Source organism: Streptomyces longispororuber (assembly GCF_014656095.1).
GTDB lineage: Bacteria > Actinomycetota > Actinomycetes > Streptomycetales > Streptomycetaceae > Streptomyces > Streptomyces longispororuber.
Genome location: NZ_BNBT01000123.1, coordinates 1 through 19,081, shown reverse-complemented (window position 1 = coordinate 19,081; position 19,081 = coordinate 1). Strand labels below are relative to the sequence as shown.

General features: G+C 76.8%; 2 protein-coding genes. Both read right to left on the bottom strand.

The genetic code is table 11. The features are described from left to right. Positions 1 to 4: 4 nt before the first annotated feature. On the bottom strand, positions 5 to 7,132 hold the full coding sequence (locus IE330_RS28705) for a non-ribosomal peptide synthetase (RefSeq protein WP_190139063.1): 7,128 nt from the start codon (positions 7,130 to 7,132) through the stop codon (positions 5 to 7). Then, on the bottom strand, positions 7,129 to 19,081 hold an 11,953-nt coding region (locus IE330_RS28700; RefSeq protein ID WP_190139062.1), incomplete at its 5' end, for a non-ribosomal peptide synthetase. The genes IE330_RS28700 and IE330_RS28705, both read right to left, overlap by 4 nt.

Below are 19,081 nucleotides of genomic sequence, written 5' to 3'. Positions count from 1 at the left end.
GCACTCAGCGGCCCTCGTCGGCGGCGAGCTCGGTGAACGCCTCGACCAGGTGGTCGGCGAAGGCCTCCATGCCGGCGGCGGCGACGGAACCGCGGTGGATCACGCCGAGTTCCAGCGCACCGTCCAGGACGTGGGTCTCGACGACGACCGGCACCAGGGTGAGCAGCGACCGGACCAGCCTGACCAGCGACATCGGCAGGGGCCGCACCCAGGGCCCGCCCAGCCTGGTCAGGCCGTCGTTGCCGTTGGCCACGTGCTCGACGAGCACCGGCGGCTCGGGCAGCGCCCGTACGCCCGCCACCGCCGGGGTCGCGGGGCTGAGGTGGCGCAGGACGCCGTAGCCGATGCCGTCGTTCGGCACGGAGCGCAGGACCTGGTCGACGCCCGGCAGGGTCTCCGCAACCCGGGCGCCGGACGGGACGCGCAGGTGGGCCGGGAACAGATGGGTGAACCAGCCGACGGAGTCGGTCCGGTCCCCGTGCCACAGCGCGTTCGGCGCGCTGCCCATGCCCACGGTGCTCAGGAACGCGTCGGGCTCGCCGCGCCAGCGGGACCACGCCACGGCGACCGCGGCGAGCGCGGCGCTCTGCCCGGTGGGCCCGCTCTCGGTGAGCGACGCCGCGACCCGGCCGGTGTCGACCCGGCGGCGCACGAGCCCGGGGGGCGCGTCGGCGGCCCCGTTCTCGGGCACCGGTGACACCCCGGCGCCCGCACTCAACACGCCTTTCCAGTACGGGAGTTCACCGGCGACCTCGTCGGACGCGGCGCTGGCGCGCAGCAGGTGCGTCCACTCGCGCCAGGCGGCCCGGCGCGGTGCCGTCGGGGTGTCACCCGCGAGGGCCGCGTTCAGGTCCTCCAGGAGCGGCACGAACGAGGTGGAGTCGAAGACGAAGTGGTGCACCGCGACGACGATCACCCCCGGCCGGTCGGCGCCGCGGTCGTAGAACCTGGCCCGCAGCACCGGGCCGCGCCCCGGGTCGACGTCCGCGAGCAGCTCGTCGAGGTCGGCGTCCAGATAGGCGTGCACCTGCTCGTCGTCGAGCGGCGGCAGCACGCGGTGGTCGAGGACGCGGGCGCTCTCGTGCTCGGCGCACTCGATGCGCCAGCCCAGGCTGTTGTACCGGAACCGGTAGCGCAGCGGCTCCTGGACCTCGACGAGGTGCTCGAAGGCGGCGCGCACCGCGTCCGCGCCGACACCCGGGGCCGTCTCCAACAGGATCGGCGTGACGAAGTCCCGGGCGCCGTCGGACGCCGTGGCGAGCAGGGCCTGCACCAGCGGCGCGGGCGGCACGGGCTCGCGCGGCGCGGGTGCGGTGGTGGCCACGGGCCGGGGCGCGGTGTCGGGGGCGGCGCCCTTCGCGGCGACCGCGGCGAGGTCGCGCAGCGTCGGATGGCTCAGCACGTCGTGCGGGGTGAGCGGGAAGCCGGCCTTGGTGGCCCGCGAGGCGATGCCCACGCTGAGCAGCGAGTCGCCGCCGATGCGGAAGAAGTTGTCCTCCGGCGCCACCCGGGCGACGCCCAGCGCCTCGCTCCAGATCGCGGCGAGGACCCGCTCGGCCTCGCGCCCGGTGTCGTCGAGGACCGTGCCCGGGGTCACCGCCGTGACCACCGTCGTCAGCTCGTTCGTCGTGTCGCGGTCGGCCATGTCCCTCTTCCTCATCGTCCGGCGGTCGAGTTTTCCGTGGTGGGTCCTGGGCAGTGCGGCGTGGCGCCGGACGCGGCCCGGCACCATGTACTCCGGCAGGGCGCGGGCCACCCACCGGGTCAGCTCGGCCTCGTCCGGTACGTCGTCGCCCGCGACGTGCGCCACCAGGAGCGGGGCGCCGGAGGGCTGCTCGGCGCCGTGGACGAGTGCTTCGCGGACGCGCGGGTGGGCGAGCAGCGCCCGCTCGACCTCGGCCGGTTCCACGCGGTGGCCGCGCAGTTCGAGCTGGTCGTCGGCGCGGCCGTGGAACTCCAGCGTGCCGTCGGCGCGGACCAGGGCCAGGTCGCCGGTGCGGTACATCCGCGCGCCGGGCTCGTCCGCGAAGGGGTCGGCGACGAACCGGGCCGCGGTCGGCCCCGGCCTGCCGTGGTAGCCGCGGCCGACGTGGAGGCCCCCGATGTAGACCTCGCCGCGCTCGCCGCGCGCCACCGGGCGCAGCCGGTCGTCCAGGACGTGCACGCGGACGTTGGGCAGGGGCCGGCCGATGTCGGGGGCGGTGTCCGGGGCGTCCTCGGCGGCGGCCACCCGGCTGCCGGTCACGAAGAAGGTGCACTCGGTCGGCCCGTAGAGGTTGACCAGCTCGAACGGCGTCCGCCGCGGCGGACGCACCCGCAGCCGGTCGCCGCCGGTGTACACCAGGCGGAGGGCGAGCCCCGGCACGTCGGGCAGCTCCGCGAGGACCGTCTCGGCGAGCGGCGACGGTATGCACGCCACGGTGACGCGGTGCTCGGCCAGCTCGTGGAGGAGCGTGGCCGGGGTCTGCAGCGGGTCCGCGACGAAGTAGAGGGAGGCGCCGCGGTACACGGCCGACATGACCTCCAGGACGGCCATGTCGAAGCCCGCGGACGCCAGTTGCGCGACGCGGTCACCCGGCCCGATCCCGGCCCTGTCGCCGTACCACGTCAGGCAGTTGAGCATCCCGTCGTGCTCGATCTCGCAGCCCTGCGGGTGCCCGGTGGTGCCCGAGGTGTGGACCACGTACGCCAGGTGGCGCAGGCCCGCGCGCAGCGGTGGCGCGCCGCCCTCCTCCGCGGCCGGGTCCGGGTCCGCCGCGGTGGCGGCGATGCCGACGACCGGGACGCCGTCGGGCCCCGCGGCGGTCGTGCCCGCGCCCAGGACCAGGGCGGCGGCCGAGACCCCGGCGAGCAGGGACCGCAGGCGCTGCTCGGGCACCGTCGGGTCGAGGGGGGCGAAGGCCGCTCCCGCCTTGAGCACCCCGAGCCAGCCGACCACCAGGTCGGCCCCGCGCGCGGCGAGCACCGGGACGACGTCGTCCGGGCCGACGCCGAGGGCGGTGAGCTCCCGGGCCAGCCGGTTCGCGCGCCGGTCGACGTCCTGGAAGGTGTGCTCCCCGGCGGCGTCGACCACCGCGACCTCATCGGGGCGCCGCGCGGCGTGCTCCTGGAAGACCTCGACGACCAGGCGCGTGTCCGGCAGGTCGCGCCGCCCGCCGGTGAGCAGGGAGGGCCCGGCGGCGGGCCCGGCGGCTTCCCCGACCGGACCCTCACCGACCGTGCCTTCGCCACCGACCGCGCCGTCGTCATCCGTGCTTCCGCCGGCCGGACCGGCACCGACCGCACCCGCCCGGTCCCGGGCTTCGCCGACCAGACCGGCGAACTCGGCCAGCGGCCGGTCCGGGTCGCTCATCACGGCCTCGGCGATGCTCTGGAAGAGCGCGACCAGCCGGTGCGCGGTGGCGGCGCCGAACAGGTCGACCGCGTACTCCAGGTACCCCTCCATCGGGCGGTCGTCCTGGTCGTACAGGCCGAAGGTGAGGTCGAACTTCGAGGTGCCCGGGGCGACGCCGGAGACCCCGGCGAGCGCACCCTCCAGGGCGACCGGGCGCAGACCGGCCAGGTCGAAGGAGGCGGCGGCGGTGTTCTGGTGGGTGTAGCAGACCGTGAACACCGGGTGCCGTGACGGGTCCCGGTGGTCGGCGTCGGCGACGATCCGCGCGAACGGGATCTCCTCGTGGTCGAGGACCCCGGTGGCGGTGGCCGCGCACCGGCCGACCAGCTCGCGGAAGCCGATCCCCGGATCGACCCGCGTACGGAACGGCAGCAGGTTGTTGAAGTAGCCGATCAGGTCGTGCGTGACGGGGTTGTACCGGCCCGTCGTCGCGGCGCCCACGACCACGTCCCGGTGGCCCGCCCACAGGTGCAGCAGGACGTCGACCACGGCGAGCATGGTGACGAAGCTCGTGGTGCTCTCGCCGACGCTGAACGCGCGCAGCCGCCGGGCGAGGTCCTCGTCGAGCGAGAACTTCACGTAGTCGCCGCGGTACGACTGCACGGCCGGGCGCGGGTGGTCCAGCGGCAGCTCGGGGGTGTCCAGGTCGGCCAGTTGCCGCCGCCAGTACCGCAGGCCGCGCTCGACGCGGTCCGCGTCCAGCCAGCTCCGCTGCCAGGCCGCGAAGTCCGCGTACTGCACGGGCAGTTCCGGCAGTCCGGCCTCGCCCCCGGTGACCCGGGCGGTGTAGCAGGCCGACAGCTCGCGGAAGAACACCGCGGGGGCCCAGCCGTCGAAGGCGATGTGGTGCACGGTGTGCAGGACCACGTGGTCCCGCTCGGCGGCCCTGACGACCACGGTGCGCAGCAGCGGCCCGCTGCCGAGGTCGAAGGGGAGCCGCGCCTCCGCCGTGATCACGCGCGACAGCTCCTCGGTGCGCCGCTCCTCCGGCAGCGCCGACAGGTCGAGGAACTCCACGTGCGGCTCGGACACGTCGGCGAGGGCGTACGGCCTGCCGTCCTCGTCCAGGATGCGGGTGCGCAGCACCTCGTGCCGGTCCACCACGTCGCGCAGGGCGCCGCGGAACGCGCCGAGGTCGAAGTCGCCGAGGTAGCGGGTGTTGGCGGGGATGCTGTACAGCGGGCTGCCCGGGTTGAGCCGGTCCAGGTACCAGAGCTGCTCCTGGTTGTAGGAGAGCGGCAGGCGGCCGGGGCGCGGCAGCGGCGTGATGGTCCAGTCGTCCCGCTGGGAGCCCGCCGCGCGCACGGCGTCGATGCGCGCGGCCAGCGCGCCCAGGGTGGGGTGGCGGTGCAGGTCGGCGAAGGTCAGGCGGGCGCCGAAGTGCTCCTGGGCCTCGCGCAGCACGGTGATGCCCGCGATGGACGTGCCGCCCAGCTCGAAGTAGTTGGAGTCGGGGCCGACCTCGTCGGCCTTGAGGACCCGCGTCCACAGCGCGGCCAGCCGGGCCCGGGTGTCGCTCGCTCCGGCCCCGGTGTCGCGCGTCCCCGCACGCCGCACCGGCACGGGCTCGGGCGCCGGTGTCCGGACCGGCGGCGGGCCGCCCGGGGGCAGGCACCAGCAGGACACCTCGTCGGCGTCGAACGGGTAGGTCGGCGCCTCGATGCGGCGGGCCCCGGTGCCCGCGTAGTACGCGTCCCAGTCGAGGTCGGCGCCGAGCGCGTAGAGCCTGCCGAGCGCGGCCAGCACGCCGTCGCGCGTGGGGTCGGCGAAGAGGCGGACGACGGGCAGCTCCGGGGCGACCCGGGCGAGCTCCCGTGCCAGGGTGCCGTCCGCGGCCAGCTCGACCGCCACGGCGCCCTCGTCGACGAGGCCGCGGGCCGCGCGCCGCAGGCCGGACTCGTCGACCCGGCCGGTGAGGGGCGTGTCCGCGGCCTTCCGCAGCGCCTCGGCCGCCGTCGCCGGGTTCTGCACGGCCCGTACGGAGAGATTGCCGGCGCCCGAGCCGACCAGGCGCGCCTCGGGCAGGCCGAGGGCGCGCGCGAGGCGGTACCCCGCGAGCTGCCGGGCGACCAGCCGCGCGCCGAGCCCGGCGTCGTCCGCGCCACCGGCCTCGCCGTCGAGGCCGGGGAAGGCCGCGCGCAGCGGGGCCCAGGTCTCGTCACCGAGGTCGGCGTCGCCGGAGAGGAGCAGCACCAGGGGGGCCGCCGCGGCCGGCTCCCGCTCGGCGAGGGGTGCCGCGCGCAGCGCGGCGGCCAGCTCGCGGCGGTCCCGCGCGATGCCCGCCCAGCGGTACGGGTGGTCGTCGCGGCCCCGGTTCAGCGCGTGGGCGATGTCGGACAGCCGGTGCCCGGTGCCGTCGAGGAAGCCGGCGACGCGCTCCGCGTAGGCGGCCAGGGCCCGGGGGGACTTGGCGGAGAGGGTGACCAGCTCGGCCCCCGGTTCCGGCGCGGCGGGCTCCGGGGGCGCGGCGGGCGGCTCCTCGACGACGGCGTGCACGTTGGTGCCGGTCAGGCCGAAGGAGCTGACCCCGGCCCGGCGGGTCCGGTCGGGCGCGGGCGCCCAGGGCGTCGCCTCCGCGTCGACGTGGACCGGGCCGCTGAAGTCGATCAGCGGGTTGGGCGTGCTGAAGCCCGGGTTCGGATACCGCGTGCCGTGCCGGAGCCCGGCCAGGACCTTCAACAGGCCCCCGATCCCCGCGGCGTGGTTGATGTGGCCGATGTTGCCCTTGACGCTGCTGATGCCGCACGGGGTGTCGACCCCGACTTCGGCGAAGGCCTGGCGCAGCCCCTCGGCCTCGATCACGTCGCCGAGCCGGGTGCCCGAGCCGTGGCACTCCACGTAGTCGGGCGGGGCCCCGCCCGCCTCCCGCCAGGCCTCCACGATCGCGTCGGACTGGCCCCGGGCGCTGGGGGCGCTCATGCTCGTGGCGCGGAAGCCGTTCTGGTTGACGGCGACGCCCCGCACCACGGCGTGGATGTGGTCGCCGTCGGCGAGCGCGTCGGTCAGGCGCTTGAGCACGACGAGTCCGCCGCCCTCGCCGCCGGTGGAGCCGTCCGCGGCGGCGTCGAAGGGGCGGCACGCGCCCTCGGCGGACCCGATGCCGAGCATCGGCACGTAGTCGCGCGCGCTGATCAGCACCGGGTACAGGCTGAGCCCGCCCGCGAGCGCGAGGTCCGCCCGCCCGTCGCGGAGCTGGTCCACGGCGACCGCCACCGCGGTCAGGCTGCTGCTGCACGCGGTGTCCACGACGAGCGCGGGCCCGGCGAAGTCGAACAGGTACGAGATCCGCGCGGCCGTGGCCGACGGGTGCGAGCCGAGGAGCTGCTGCGGGTCGTCGTCCTGGTACAGGCTCGCGTACTGCGGCTCGGGCGTGCTGAGGACGACCGCGGTCCGCGAGCCCTTCAGGGCCCGGGGCGCGTAGCAGGCGTTCTCGAGCGCCCGGTGGGTGAGCTGGGCGGTCATCCGCTGGTGCGGGTCCATCAGCTCGGCCTCGCGCAGCGAGAGCCCGAAGAACCGGTGGTCGAAGAGGTCGATCCGGTCCAGGTAGGCCAGCGGTACGTAGTCGGTGTCCGCGGGGGCCCCCGCGTGGTGGACGCGGTCCCGGCCCGGCGCCCGGACGCTGACCCGGCCGTCGAGCAGGTTCCGGTGCAGGGCGTCCAGGTCGTCGGCGTCGGGCAGGGCGAGGGCCACCCCGATGACCGCCACGGCCTCCCGGCCGGCAGGGCTCGGGTGCGTCATAGCTCGTACCTCGTTTCGTCGGAGGGTGCGCCGAGAGGGGCGCCGTCGACGAGGCGGGCCATCGCCTCGACCGTGGTGTGCTCGAACAGGGCGCTCAACGGCACCGGGTGCGCGCCGAGCCCCGCCAGGCGGCGGTTCAGCGTGAGGAGGGAGAGGGAGGTCCCGCCGGCCTCGAAGAACTTCTCGTGCACGCCGACCTCGTCCCGGTCGAGGAGGTCCGCCCAGATCGCGGCCACCGCCCGCTCGGTGGGCGTGCGCGGCCGCGTCAGGGCGGTGCCCGACCCGGCCCCCGGCTCCGGGGGAGCGGGCAGGGCCCGGCGGTCCACCTTGCCGTGCGGGGTCAGCGGGAACGCGTCGAGCGCGACGAACACGGCGGGCACCATGTACGGCGGCAGCCGCCGGGCCAGATGGTCGCGCAGCCCCTCGGCGGTACGGGGCCCCGGGCCCTCGGCGGACACCGGACTGTGGCCTGCCCCGCTGCCGCCGCCGGTACGGGGGGTGCCCGAGCCGCCGTCGGCACGGGGGGTGCCCGAGCCGCCGTCGGCACGGGGGGTGCTCGAACTGTGGTCGGTACCGGGGGTGGCCGAGCCGTGGTCGGTGCTGGGGGTGGCCGAGCCGCCGCTGTCGTCCTTGGCTCGGGCACCGGCGGCAACCGCGCCGTCACCGCCGCCCGCCCCGGCGGACACCGGGCCGTCCCCGCCGCCCGCACCCGATCGCGCCCCGGGCCCCGTCGCCCACACCACGTAGGCGACCAGCCGCTTTCCGCCGCCTCCGGGGCTGTCCCGGGCGACCACGGCCGCCCCGTCCACCCCCGGGTGCGTCAGGAGGGCCGCCTCCACCTCGCCCGGCTCCACCCGGAAGCCGCGGATCTGCACCTGGTCGTCGGCGCGGCCGCGGAACAGCAGCTCGCCGTCCCGGGTCCACGCCACCACGTCCCCGGTCCGGTACATGCGCGCGCCGGGGCCGCCGAACGGGCAGGCCACGAACCGTTCCGCGGTGAGCGCGGCGCGGTGCGCGTAGCCGCGCGCCAGCCCCGAACCGGCGAGGTACAGCTCGCCCTCCACGCCCGTCGGCACGGGCCGCAGCAGGGCGTCGAGCACGTACCCGCGCACGTTGTCCCGCGGCCGCCCGATCGGGACCGTCGCGCCGGCCCGGTCGCCCGCGGCGATCCGGTCGGCGGCGGTGATCCGGTGGTGGGTGGCGAACACCGTGGTCTCCGCGGGCCCGTACCCGTTGACGACCGCCGCCTGCGGCTGGTCGCGGAGCAGCCGCGCCACCGTCTCCGGGGGCAGCGCCTCACCGCCGGCCCACACCTCGCGCAGCGCGGTGAGGCCCGGCGGGAAGGCGTCGGCGAGCAGGGACAGCAGGCCCGGGGTGGAGAGGAGCGAGGTGACCCGCCGCTCGGTGACGACCCTCGTGTACGTGTCGACGTCCAGCCTGCCGGGAGGGGCGAGGACGACGGTGCCGCCGCCCAGGAGCGGCACCCACAGCTCGTACACGGCCATGTCGAACGTCGGCGCGTGGTGCAGCAGCAGCCGCTCCCGGGCGGCGTCCGACCAGAGCCGGTCCACCGCCAGGTCCACCAGGGCCCGGTGGGTGATCCCGGAGCCCTTGGGCGCACCGGTGGACCCGGAGGTGTAGATGACGTAGGCCAGCCGGTCGGGCAGCCCCACGTCCGGCAGGGCCCCGCCCGGTTCGGCCGCCAGGGCGGCGGCCGTGTCGGGAGCGTCGACGACCAGCCGTGGCCACGGGCCCGCGGGCAGCCCGGCCGCCACGCCCGACGCGGTGAGCAGGAGCGCCGGACGGGCGTCCCGCAGCAGCGACTCCAGGCGCTCCGGCGGGTGGTCGTGCGCCAGCGGTACGTGCACGGCCCCGGCCTTCAGGACGGCCAGCACCGCCACCACGTACTCCGGGGACCTCGGCACGGCGACGGCCACGGGCGACTCCGGGCGCACGCCGCGCCGCACCAGGAGGCGGGCGAGCCGGTCGGCCCGCGCGTCCAGTTCCCGGTAGGTGAGGGTGTCGTCGCCGCGCACCACCGCGACGGCGTCGGGCGCGGCGGCGACCCACCGCGCGAACAGGGCGGGGATGGTCACCGCGGGCGTGGGCACGGCGGTGTCGTTCACGGCACGCAGCAGGTCCCGCTCGGCGGGCGTCAGCGCGTCCAGGGCGTCGAGGCGGACCCCGGGGTCCGCCACCAGCCGGCCGACGAGGCGGGTGAACCGGTCGGCCAGCGCCTCGGCGGTGGACCGGTCGAACAGGTCGGTGGCGTACTCGACGAGCCCGGTCAGGCCCTGCCCCTCCGCCCGGTCGTCCTGGGAGGCCGCGTCGACCTGGAACAGCAGGTCGAACTTGGCGGTGCCCGTCACGACCGGTTCCGGGGTGGTCTTCAGCTCGGCGAGTTCGAGCTCGCCCGTGCCGTGCTGCCAGGAGAACGCCACCTGGAACAGCGGGTGGTGGGACGTGGACCGCCGCGGGTTGAGGGCCTCGACGAGCCGTTCGAAGGGCACGTCCTGGTGGTCGTACGCGGTCACGGCCTTGTCCCGCACCTGTCGCACCACGTCCTCGAACGACGGGTCGCCCGACAGGTCGGCGCGCAGCACCCAGGTGTTGACGAAGAAGCCCACGAGATCCGCGAGGCCCTCGTCCGTGCGCCCGGCGATGGACGAGCCCACGGTCACGTCGTCACCGCCGCCCATGAGGTGCAGCAGCACCGCGAGGGCCGACTGGAGCACCATCGGCACGGTCGCGCCGTGCGCACGGGCCACGTCGTCGAGCCCCGCCCGCGCCTCGGGAGCGATCCGGAAGGCGACGGTGTCGCCCCGGTGGCTCGCCACCGGCGGGCGCGGCCGGTCGGCGGGCAGCCGCAGCGGCTGCGGAACGTCCGCCAACTCGGTACGCCAGTAGGCGAGCTGCCGCGACAGGACGCTGCCGGGGTCGTCCGCGTCGCCGAGCAGGTCGCGCTGCCAGAGGGTGTAGTCCGCGTACGTGACGGCGAGTTCGGGGTACCGGGGCGCGCGGCCCTGCCGGCGGGCGGCGTAGGCGGTGGCCAGGTCGCGGCTCAGGGGGCCCAGGGACTCGCCGTCGGCGGCGATGTGGTGCAGGAGCAGGACCAGCACGTGCTCGTCCGGGGCGCAGCGCAGCAGGCACGCCCGTACCGGGATCTCCACCGACAGGTCGAAGGCGCGGCCCACTTCCGCGGCCACTTCCGCGGCCACCGCGTCCGGCGCGACGTCCCGTACGGGCACGTCGAGGACGACGTCGGCCTCCGCCACGACGACCTGCGCCGGCACGCCCCGGTCGTCCGTGACGAACAGCGTGCGCAGGCTCTCGTGCCGGGCCACCACGTCCCGCACCGCCGCCGCGAGCGCGGGCACGTCCAGGTCCCCGCGGAGCCGCACCACCAGCGGCAGGTGGTACGTCGGCAGGGGCTCCAGCTCGTCGAGGAAGCGCAGGCGGTGCTGGGCGAAGGACAGCGGCACCCGTCCGGTCCTGCGGCCGGCCCGCCGCAGCGCCGGACGCGAGGACCGCGTCCGCGCGCCCACGTACTCCGCGAGGCGCGCCACGGTCGGCGCGGCGAACACCTCCCGGATCGGCACGTCGACGCCCAGTTCGGCGCGCATCCGGTTCGTCAGCCGGGTGGCCAGCAGGGAGTGCCCGCCGAGGTCGAAGAAGCTGTCGTCGAGCCCCACGGGCGCATCCCCGACGTTCTCCGCCCCGAGCACCTCGGCGAACAGCGCGCACAGCGTCCGCTCCCGGGGCGTGCGCGGCGCCCGGTAGGCGGCGGTGCGGGCGGCGTCGGGGCTGGGCAGCGCCGCGCGGTCGAGCTTGCCGTGCGGGGACAGGGGGAGCCGGTCCAGGGCGACGAAGGCGGCGGGGACCATGTAGTCCGGCAGCCGCTCGGCGAGGAAGGCGCGCAGCTCGGCGGGCGCCACCTGCTTGCCGTCGGCGGCGGGGACGACGTACGCGACCAGCCGGGCCGCCGCGGCGGTGCCCTGGAGGAGCACGGCCGCCCGGTCCACCCGGGGGTGGACGGCGAGGGCCGCCTCGATCTCGCCCGGTTCGACGCGGTGGCCGCGGATCTGCACCTGGAAGTCGGCGCGGCCCGCGTACTCCAGTTCGTCGCGGGCGTTCCAGCGGGCGAGGTCGCCCGTACGGTACATGCGGCCGCCGGGCGGGCCGAACGCGTCGGCGACGAACCGCTCGGCGGTGCGGGCGGGCCGCCGGTGGTAGCCCCGGGTGACGCCGGTGCCCGCGACGTACAGCTCGCCGATGGCGCCGGGGGCCACCGGGGCCAGGCCGGGGCCGAGGACGTAGGCGCGTACGTTGCGCAGCGGGCGGCCGATCGGCACGCCCTGGGCGTAGTCGCGGCCGGGGTCCAGGACGTGGCTGGTGGCGTAGTACGTCTCGCTGGGGCCGTAGCCGTTGACGATCCGCAGCCCGGGCCACGGCTCGCGGACGCGTGCGGCCAGGGGTGGCGGCAGCAGCTCGCCCGCGAGGATCAGCGCCCGGGGGCGCACGCGCCCGTCGAGCCGGTCGACGATCTCCGCGAAGGCCGAAGGAACGGAGCTGAGGACGTCGACGTCCCAGGCGTCGCGCTCGGTGAGGGCGAGCACGTCGCGGACGAGCTCGACGCAGCCGCCCGTGATGAGGGTGCAGAGGATCTCGAAGGCGGCGATGTCGAAGCCGATGGAGGTGCCGGTCAGCATCCGGCCGCCCGGCGCCCCGAGCTGCTCGGCCAGTTCGGGGAACGGGTTGACGAGGTTGGCGTGGGTGAAGGCCACGCCCTTGGGGCGCCCCGTGGACCCGGACGTGGCGATGACGTACGCCAGGTGCTCCGGGCGCGGGACGGGGAGCGCCTGGACGCCGCCGCCGGTGGGGCCCGTCCGGCCGGGTGGGCTCGCGGAACTCACCGCGTGCGCCGCGTCCGTCGGGTCCGTCGGGTCGGGTCCGATGAGGTCGTCGACGAGCACGGCCCGGACGTCCGTCCGGGGCAGCTTCGTGAGCGTGGCCGCGTCGGTGAGGAGCAGCTCCGGGCCCACGTCGGTCAGGATGTGGCCGAGCCGGGTGCCGGGGTGCCGCGGGTCGAGCGGCAGATACGCGCCACCCGCCTTGAGGATGCCCAGGATCGCCGCGACCAGGTCCGGGGTGCGCGGCAGCGCGAGGGCCACGACGGTCTCCGCGGCCACGCCGTGCCCGGCGAGGGCCCGCGCGAGCCGGCCGGCGCGGGCGTCGAGCGCGGTGTAGGTGAGGGACGCGTCGCCGCACGTCACCGCGGGGGCGTCCGGCCGCAGCCGGACCTGTTCCGCGAAGAGGTCGACGACGGTGCGCTCCGGCAGCGGCGCGGCCGTGTCGTTGAGCGTGTACAGCAGCCGCTCGCGCTCCGCCGCCGTCAGCACCTCCAGCCTGCCGACGGGCAGGTCCGGCCGCGCGGCGAGCTGGGCGAGGACGTGCCGGAAGCGGTCGGCGAGGGCACGGGCCGTGTCGCGGTCCACGACGTTGCGCTGGTGCTGGAGCGTCAGCCGCAGCCAGGGGTCGGCGGCGGCCATCACGGTCAGCGGGTAGTGGGAGCCGGACAGCGGGCGGATGCCGGTGAGCGCGATGCCCGCGGCCGCGTTCGCCTCGCTGAAGCCGACCCGGTCCACGGGGTACGACTCGAAGGCGACCAGGGTGTCGAAGAGGACGCCGGTCCCCGTCGCTCGGTGGATCTCGGTGAGGCCGCAGTGGTGGTGGTCGAGCAGCGCCGCCTGCCGGTCCTGGAGGCAGGTGAGGACCTCGGCGAGGCGGTCGGCCGGCGCGCACCGCACCCGCACCGGCAGGGTGTTGATGAACATCCCGGCCATCGTGTCGACGCCGGGCACCGCGCCGGGGCGGCCGGACACCGTCGCGCCGAACACCACGTCGTCCCGGCCCGTCAGGCCGCCGACGAGCAGCGCCCAGGCGCCCTGCACCACGGTGTTCAGGGTCACGCCCGCCTCGGCCGCGCGGGCGGCCAGGCCCCGTGCCAGGTCCACGGGGACGTCCACCTCGACCTGGCCGAACCCCTCGGCGGCGGGCTCGGCCGTGCCCGCGTGCGCCGCCACCGGGGCCAGCAGCGTCGGCTCCGTCACCCCCGACAGCTCATCGGCCCACGCCCGGACCGCGGCCTCCCGGTCCTGCCCGGCCAGCCACGCCAGGAAGTCCTGGAACCGCGGCGCGCGCCGCAGGGCGGAACCGTCGCCGCCCGCTCCGTAGAGCCGCAGCAGGTCCTGGGTGAGGATCGGCAGCGACCAGCCGTCGAACAGCAGGTGGTGCGCGGTCAGGACCAGCTCGAACCGCTCCGGCGCGCGGCGCACCAGCGCCATCCGCAGCAGCGGGGGCTCCGCCACCGCGAAGGGCGTCCGCACGTCGTCGGCCAGCAGGGCCTCGAAGGCGGCGTCCTGCCGGGGACCCTCGGGGACGCCGCCCGGCCCGGAACCTGCCGCACCGCTGTCCCTCGCGGTGCCGTCGCCGCCCGGCCCGGACCCCGCCGGGCCGCCGTCCCCCGCCGTGCCACCGACCCCCGCCGCAGCGGGCGGACGCGTCAGGTCCACCTCCCGCCAGGGCAGCTCCACCCCGTCCACCACCACCTGGACGGGGTCGCCGTCGGTGCCCGCGACGAAGGCCGTCCGCAGGTTCGGGTGCCGGTCGATGAGGGCCTGCCCGGCCGCCCGCATCCGGGCGGCCTCCACGGGCCCGCGCAGATGGAGCACGAACTGCACGTGGTAGGCGTCCGGCTCGCCGTCGGCGTACAGCGTGTGGAACAGCAGCCCCGACTGGAGCGGGGTGAGCGGCCACACCGCGGACAGCCCCGGGTACCGGCGCTCCCATGCCTCGATGTCCCGCTGGCGCACCGGTGTCAGCGGCACGTCCGAGGGTGTGAGCCCGCCCGCGCCGGGGCCCTCGGCGTGGCGGGCGAGCCCGCCGAGGGCCCCGGCCCACAGCTCCGCGAGCTCGGCCACCCGCGACCGGGTCACCGCGCCCGTGGCGAACTCGAACTCCGCGTCCAGGCACGGGCCGTGCGGGGTGTCCACCACCATCGAGTTGATCTGCACCGCGGCGAGCGCGGGCATGTCCGCGCCCATCTCGGCGGTCGGCCCGCCCCACTCGGCGACCTGGGTGAAGCCGAGGCCGCGCAGTTGCTCCGGCATGTCGGCGGCCGAGAACCGGCCCAGGTAGTTGAAGCCGATCTGCCCGGTGGGGTGCGGGCGCAGCACGGCGGCGGTGCGCGGGTTCAGCTCGCGCAGGAGCCCGTAGCCGATGCCGCCGTCGGGCACCGCGACGAGCTGCTCCTTGACGGCCTTGACCGCGCGGCCGGCCGCCGCCCCGCCCGCGAAGGCCTCGTCGACGTCGCACCCGGACACGTCCAGGCGTACGGGGAACATGCTGGTGAACCAGCCGACCGTACGCGACAGATCGGCGCCCGGCGCCGCCCCCTCCTGGCGCCCGTGGCCCTCCAGGGCCAGCAGGAGCGAGGGCTCGTCGACCCCCTGCGCCCGCCGCAGCCGGGCGACCGCCAGGGCGAGCCCCGCGAGCAGGCCGTCGTTGACGCCGCAGCGGAAGGCCGCGGGCAGCGTGGTCAGGAGCGTGCGCGTGACCTCGGCGGGCAGCCGCAGGCGCACCGTGTCCACCGTGGCCCTGACGTCCACCGCCGGGTCGAACCGCCGCGTGCCGAGCACCGGGTCGGGGCCGTCCACGGCCTCCAGCCACCGGGGCAGCTCGGCCGCCCGGCGGTCGCTGTCCGCCTCCGCGACCAGGGCGTGCGCCCACCGCCGGTACGACGTGCCCACCCCGGGCAGCGCGGGCGTCCGGCCCGCGCGCACGTCGGCCCAGGCCGCCGCGAGGTCCGGCAGCAGGACACGCCAGGACACGCCGTCCACCACCAGGTGGTGCAGCACGACCAGGAGCCGCCCCGCGCCCGCCGCCGGGCCCGGGTCGAACCACACGAACCGCGCCACCGCCCCGGCCTCCGGGTCGAGGAGGCCCGCAGCCGCCTCCCGCTCCGCCGCGACCGCGCGCCGCCACCGCTCGTCGTCGCCCGGCCCTCCGGTCGGCCCGGGCTGGTCCACGCGGCGCAGCAGCGCCCCGGTGTCCACCGAGCCCCGCGGCCCCACCAGCAGCCCCGCGCCCGCGTCGCCGTCGGTCACCAGGCGCGAGCGCAGCACGTCGTGCCGGTCCACCACCGCGTCCAGGACGGCGAGCAGCCCGGTCCTGTCGATGCCCTCGGGCAGGTCGACCAGGACCGACATGGCGAACCGGCCGAGGGAGCCGCCGCGCGCGCGGACGTACCGCGCGATGGGCGGCAGCGGCACGAACCCGGTCCCGCCGCCGTCGAGTTCGGCGAGCGCTTCGGGGGCACCGCGCCCCGCGCCGCCGTCCGGCCCTGCGGGCGCGAGCCGGGCCAGGCCGGCCACGGTCCGGTGCTGGAAGACCTGGCGCGGGGTGACCTCCACGCCCCGCGCCCGGGCGCGGGAGACGACCTGGATGGAGCGGATGCTGTCCCCGCCCGCGGCGAAGAAGTCGTCGTCGGCGCCGACCCGCTCCAGGCCGAGCACGTCGGCGAAGACCTCCGCGAGGATCCGCTCGCGCCGGGACCCGGGCGCCCGGTACGCGCCGGTGGCGAACTCCGGCTCCGGCAGCGCCGCCCGGTCCAGCTTGCCGTTCGGCGTCAGCGGCAGCCGGTCGAGCAGCACGTACGCCGCCGGGGCCATGAACTCCGGCAGCCGGTCCGCCACGAACCGGCGCAGCTCCGCCGCGGTCACGCCGACGTGGAAGTCGATGTCGCCGACGCCCGCGATGCCGCCCTCGCCGACCCGGACGACGTACGCCGCGAGGCGTCCGCCACCGTCCGGCCCCGCCAGGGCGACCACGACGGCCTGCGCCACGCCGGGGTGCGCGGTCAGCGCGGCCTCGACCTCGCCCGGCTCGATCCGGAAGCCGCGCACCTTCACCTGGTCGTCGCCGCGGCCCTGGTAGAGCAGGCGGCCTCCGGCCGTCCACGTCACGAGGTCGCCGGTGCGGTACATGCGCTGCCCGGGCCCGTCGAAGGGGCAGGCGACGAAGCGCTCCGCGGTCAGGGCGCCGCGGCCCAGGTAGCCGCGCGCGAGCCGGTCGCCCGCGATGTACAGCTCGCCGGGCGCGCCCGCCGGGACCGGGCGCAGCGCCGCGTCGAGGACGTACAGGCGGGTGTTGTCGAGCGGACGCCCGATCGGGACGACGGCGCCGACGTCGGCCACCGCGTCCATCCGGTGCACCGACGCGGCCACGGTGGCCTCCGTCGGACCGTAGGCGTCGACGACGGCGGTGCCGGGGCAGGCGGCGAGGACGCGCTCCACCGCGGCCGGGGGCACCACGTCGCCGCCGGCCCACACCTCGCGGACGCCCCGGAACGCCTCCGGCAGCTCCTCGGCCACCACCCGGAACAGGCCCGCCGTCACCAGGAGCCCGGTCACCCGGTGCTCGGCGACCACCGCGGCGAGGGCCGCCGGGTCCAGGGTGTCGGCGGGGGCCACGACGACCGTGCCGCCGGTCAGGAGCGGTACCCACAGCTCGTACGTGGCGGCGTCGAAGGCCTGCGTCGAGTGCATCAGGACGCGCTCGTGCGCGGTGCCCGCGTACACGCGGTCGAGGGCGAGCCGCACCACGCCGCGGTGCGTGACGCCCACCCCCTTCGGGACGCCGGTGGAGCCGGAGGTGTGCATCACGTAGGCCAGGTGCCGCGGCGACAGCGCGGCCGGGGGCTGGGCGCCGGGGCCGGTGCCGAGGTCCAGGTCGTCCAGGAGCAGCGGCCCGTCCACGGCGCCGGAGCCCTCGGCGGTGCGGGGGCCGCCGACGGCCTCGGGCAGGACGTGCCGCGTCGCCGCGTCCGTGACCACCAGGCGGGGGGCCGCGTCCGCGAGGGCCAGACCGAGGCGGGCGCTCGGGTACCGGGGGTCGACCGGTACGTAGGCCGCCCCGGCCCGCACGACGGCCAGGAGCGCCACGACGAGCTCGGCCGAGCGCGGCAGCGCGACGGCCACCAGGGTGTCGGGGCCCGCCCCGCGCCGCACCAGCTCGTACGCGAGGCGCCCGGCCCGCGCGTCCAGCTCCCGGTACGTCAAGGAGGCGTCGCCGCACACCACCGCGACGGCGTCCGGCGCGGCGGCCACCCGCCGCGCGAAGAGCGCGGGGACCGTCAGGTCGGGCGTGCGCACGTCCGTGGCGTTGAAGGCGCGCAGCAACCGCTCCCGCTCCCGGGGCACCAGCACGTCCACCGCCCGCAGCCGCACGCGCGGCTCGGCGGTCACCTGCCGTACGAGACGCGTGAAGCGGGCCGCCAGCGCCTCGGCGGTGGACCGGTCGAACAGGTCGGTGGCGTACTCCAGACGGCCCTCGACACCGCGCCCCGGCGTGGCGTCGAGGGCGAACGTGAGGTCGAACTTCGCGGTGCGGGTGGGGGCCAGCGCGAAGGCCGACCGCAGCCCCGGCACGTCGAAGACCTCGTGCTCCGTGGTGCGCCAGGCGAACATCACCTGGAACAGCGGGTGGTGGGACGTGGACCGCCGCGGGTTCAGCGCCTCGACGAGCCGTTCGAAGGGCACGTCCTGGTGGTCGTACGCGGTCACGGCCTTGTCCCGCACCTGTCGCACCACCTCCTCGAACGACGGGTCGCCCGACAGGTCCGCGCGCAGCACCCAGGTGTTGACGAGGAACCCCACCAGATCCGCGAGGCCCTCGTCGGTCCGCCCCGCGATGGGCACCCCGAGGGTGAGGTCGTCGCCGCCGCCCATGAGGTGCAGCAGCACCGCGAGGGCCGACTGGAGCACCATCGGCACGGTCGCGCCCTGCGCCCGCGCCACCTCTTCGACGGCGGCCAGGACGTCGCCGTCGAGGGTGAACGCGACGGTGTCGCCCCGGTGGCTCGCCACCGGCGGGCGCGGCCGGTCGGCGGGCAGCCGCAGCGGCTGCGGGACGCCCGCCAACTCCTCGCGCCAATAGGTGAGTTGCGTGGCCAGCGGGCTTTCGGGGTCGTCCTCGTCGCCGAGCAGCTCGCGTTGCCAGAGGGTGTAGTCCGCGTACGTGACGCCCGCTTCGGGCCACCGGGGCGCGTGACCCCGGTGCCGGGCGGTGTACGCGATGGCCAGGTCGCGGGCCAGGGGGCCCATGGACTCGCCGTCGGCGGCGATGTGGTGAAGCAGCAGGACCAGCACGTGCTCGTCCGGGCCGCGGCGCAGCACGCACGCCCGCACCGGCAGCTCCGCCGCCAGGTCGAACCGGTACGCGACCTCCTCCGCCACGGCGGCGTCCACCGCGTCCGGCGCGACGTCGCGCACCGGGACCTCCAGGGCGGCCTCGCCCTCCGCCACGACGACCTGCGCGGCGACGCCCCGGTCGTCCGCGACGAACAGCGTGCGCAGGCTCTCGTGCCGCACCACCACGTCCCGCACCGCCGCCGCGAGCGCGGGCACGTCCAGGTCCCCGCTCAGCGGCAGGACGTACGCCAGGTTGTACGTCGCCGAAGGGCCCTCGTAGCGGTGCAGGAACCACAGCCGGTGCTGGGCGAACGACAGCGGCACCCGCGCGGTCCCGCCGCCGGCCCGCCGCAGCGCGGGACGGGACGAGCGGGCCCGCGCGCCCACGTACTCCGCGAGGCGCGCCACCGTCGGCGTCGTGAACACCTCCCGGATCGGGACGTCCACGCCCAGCTCGGCCCGGATCCGGTTGACCAGGCGGGTGGCCAGCAGGGAGTGTCCGCCGAGGTCGAAGAAGCCGTCGTCGATCCCCACGCGCCCGACGCCGAGCACCTCCGCGAACAGCGCGCACAGGGTCCGCTCCCGGGCCGTGCGCGGCGCCCGCCCGCCCTCGGGCGTGCCGCCGCGGCCGGGCCCGGGCAGGGCGCGCCGGTCGACCTTGCCGTTGGCGCTCAGCGGGACCGCGGCGAGGGGGACGACC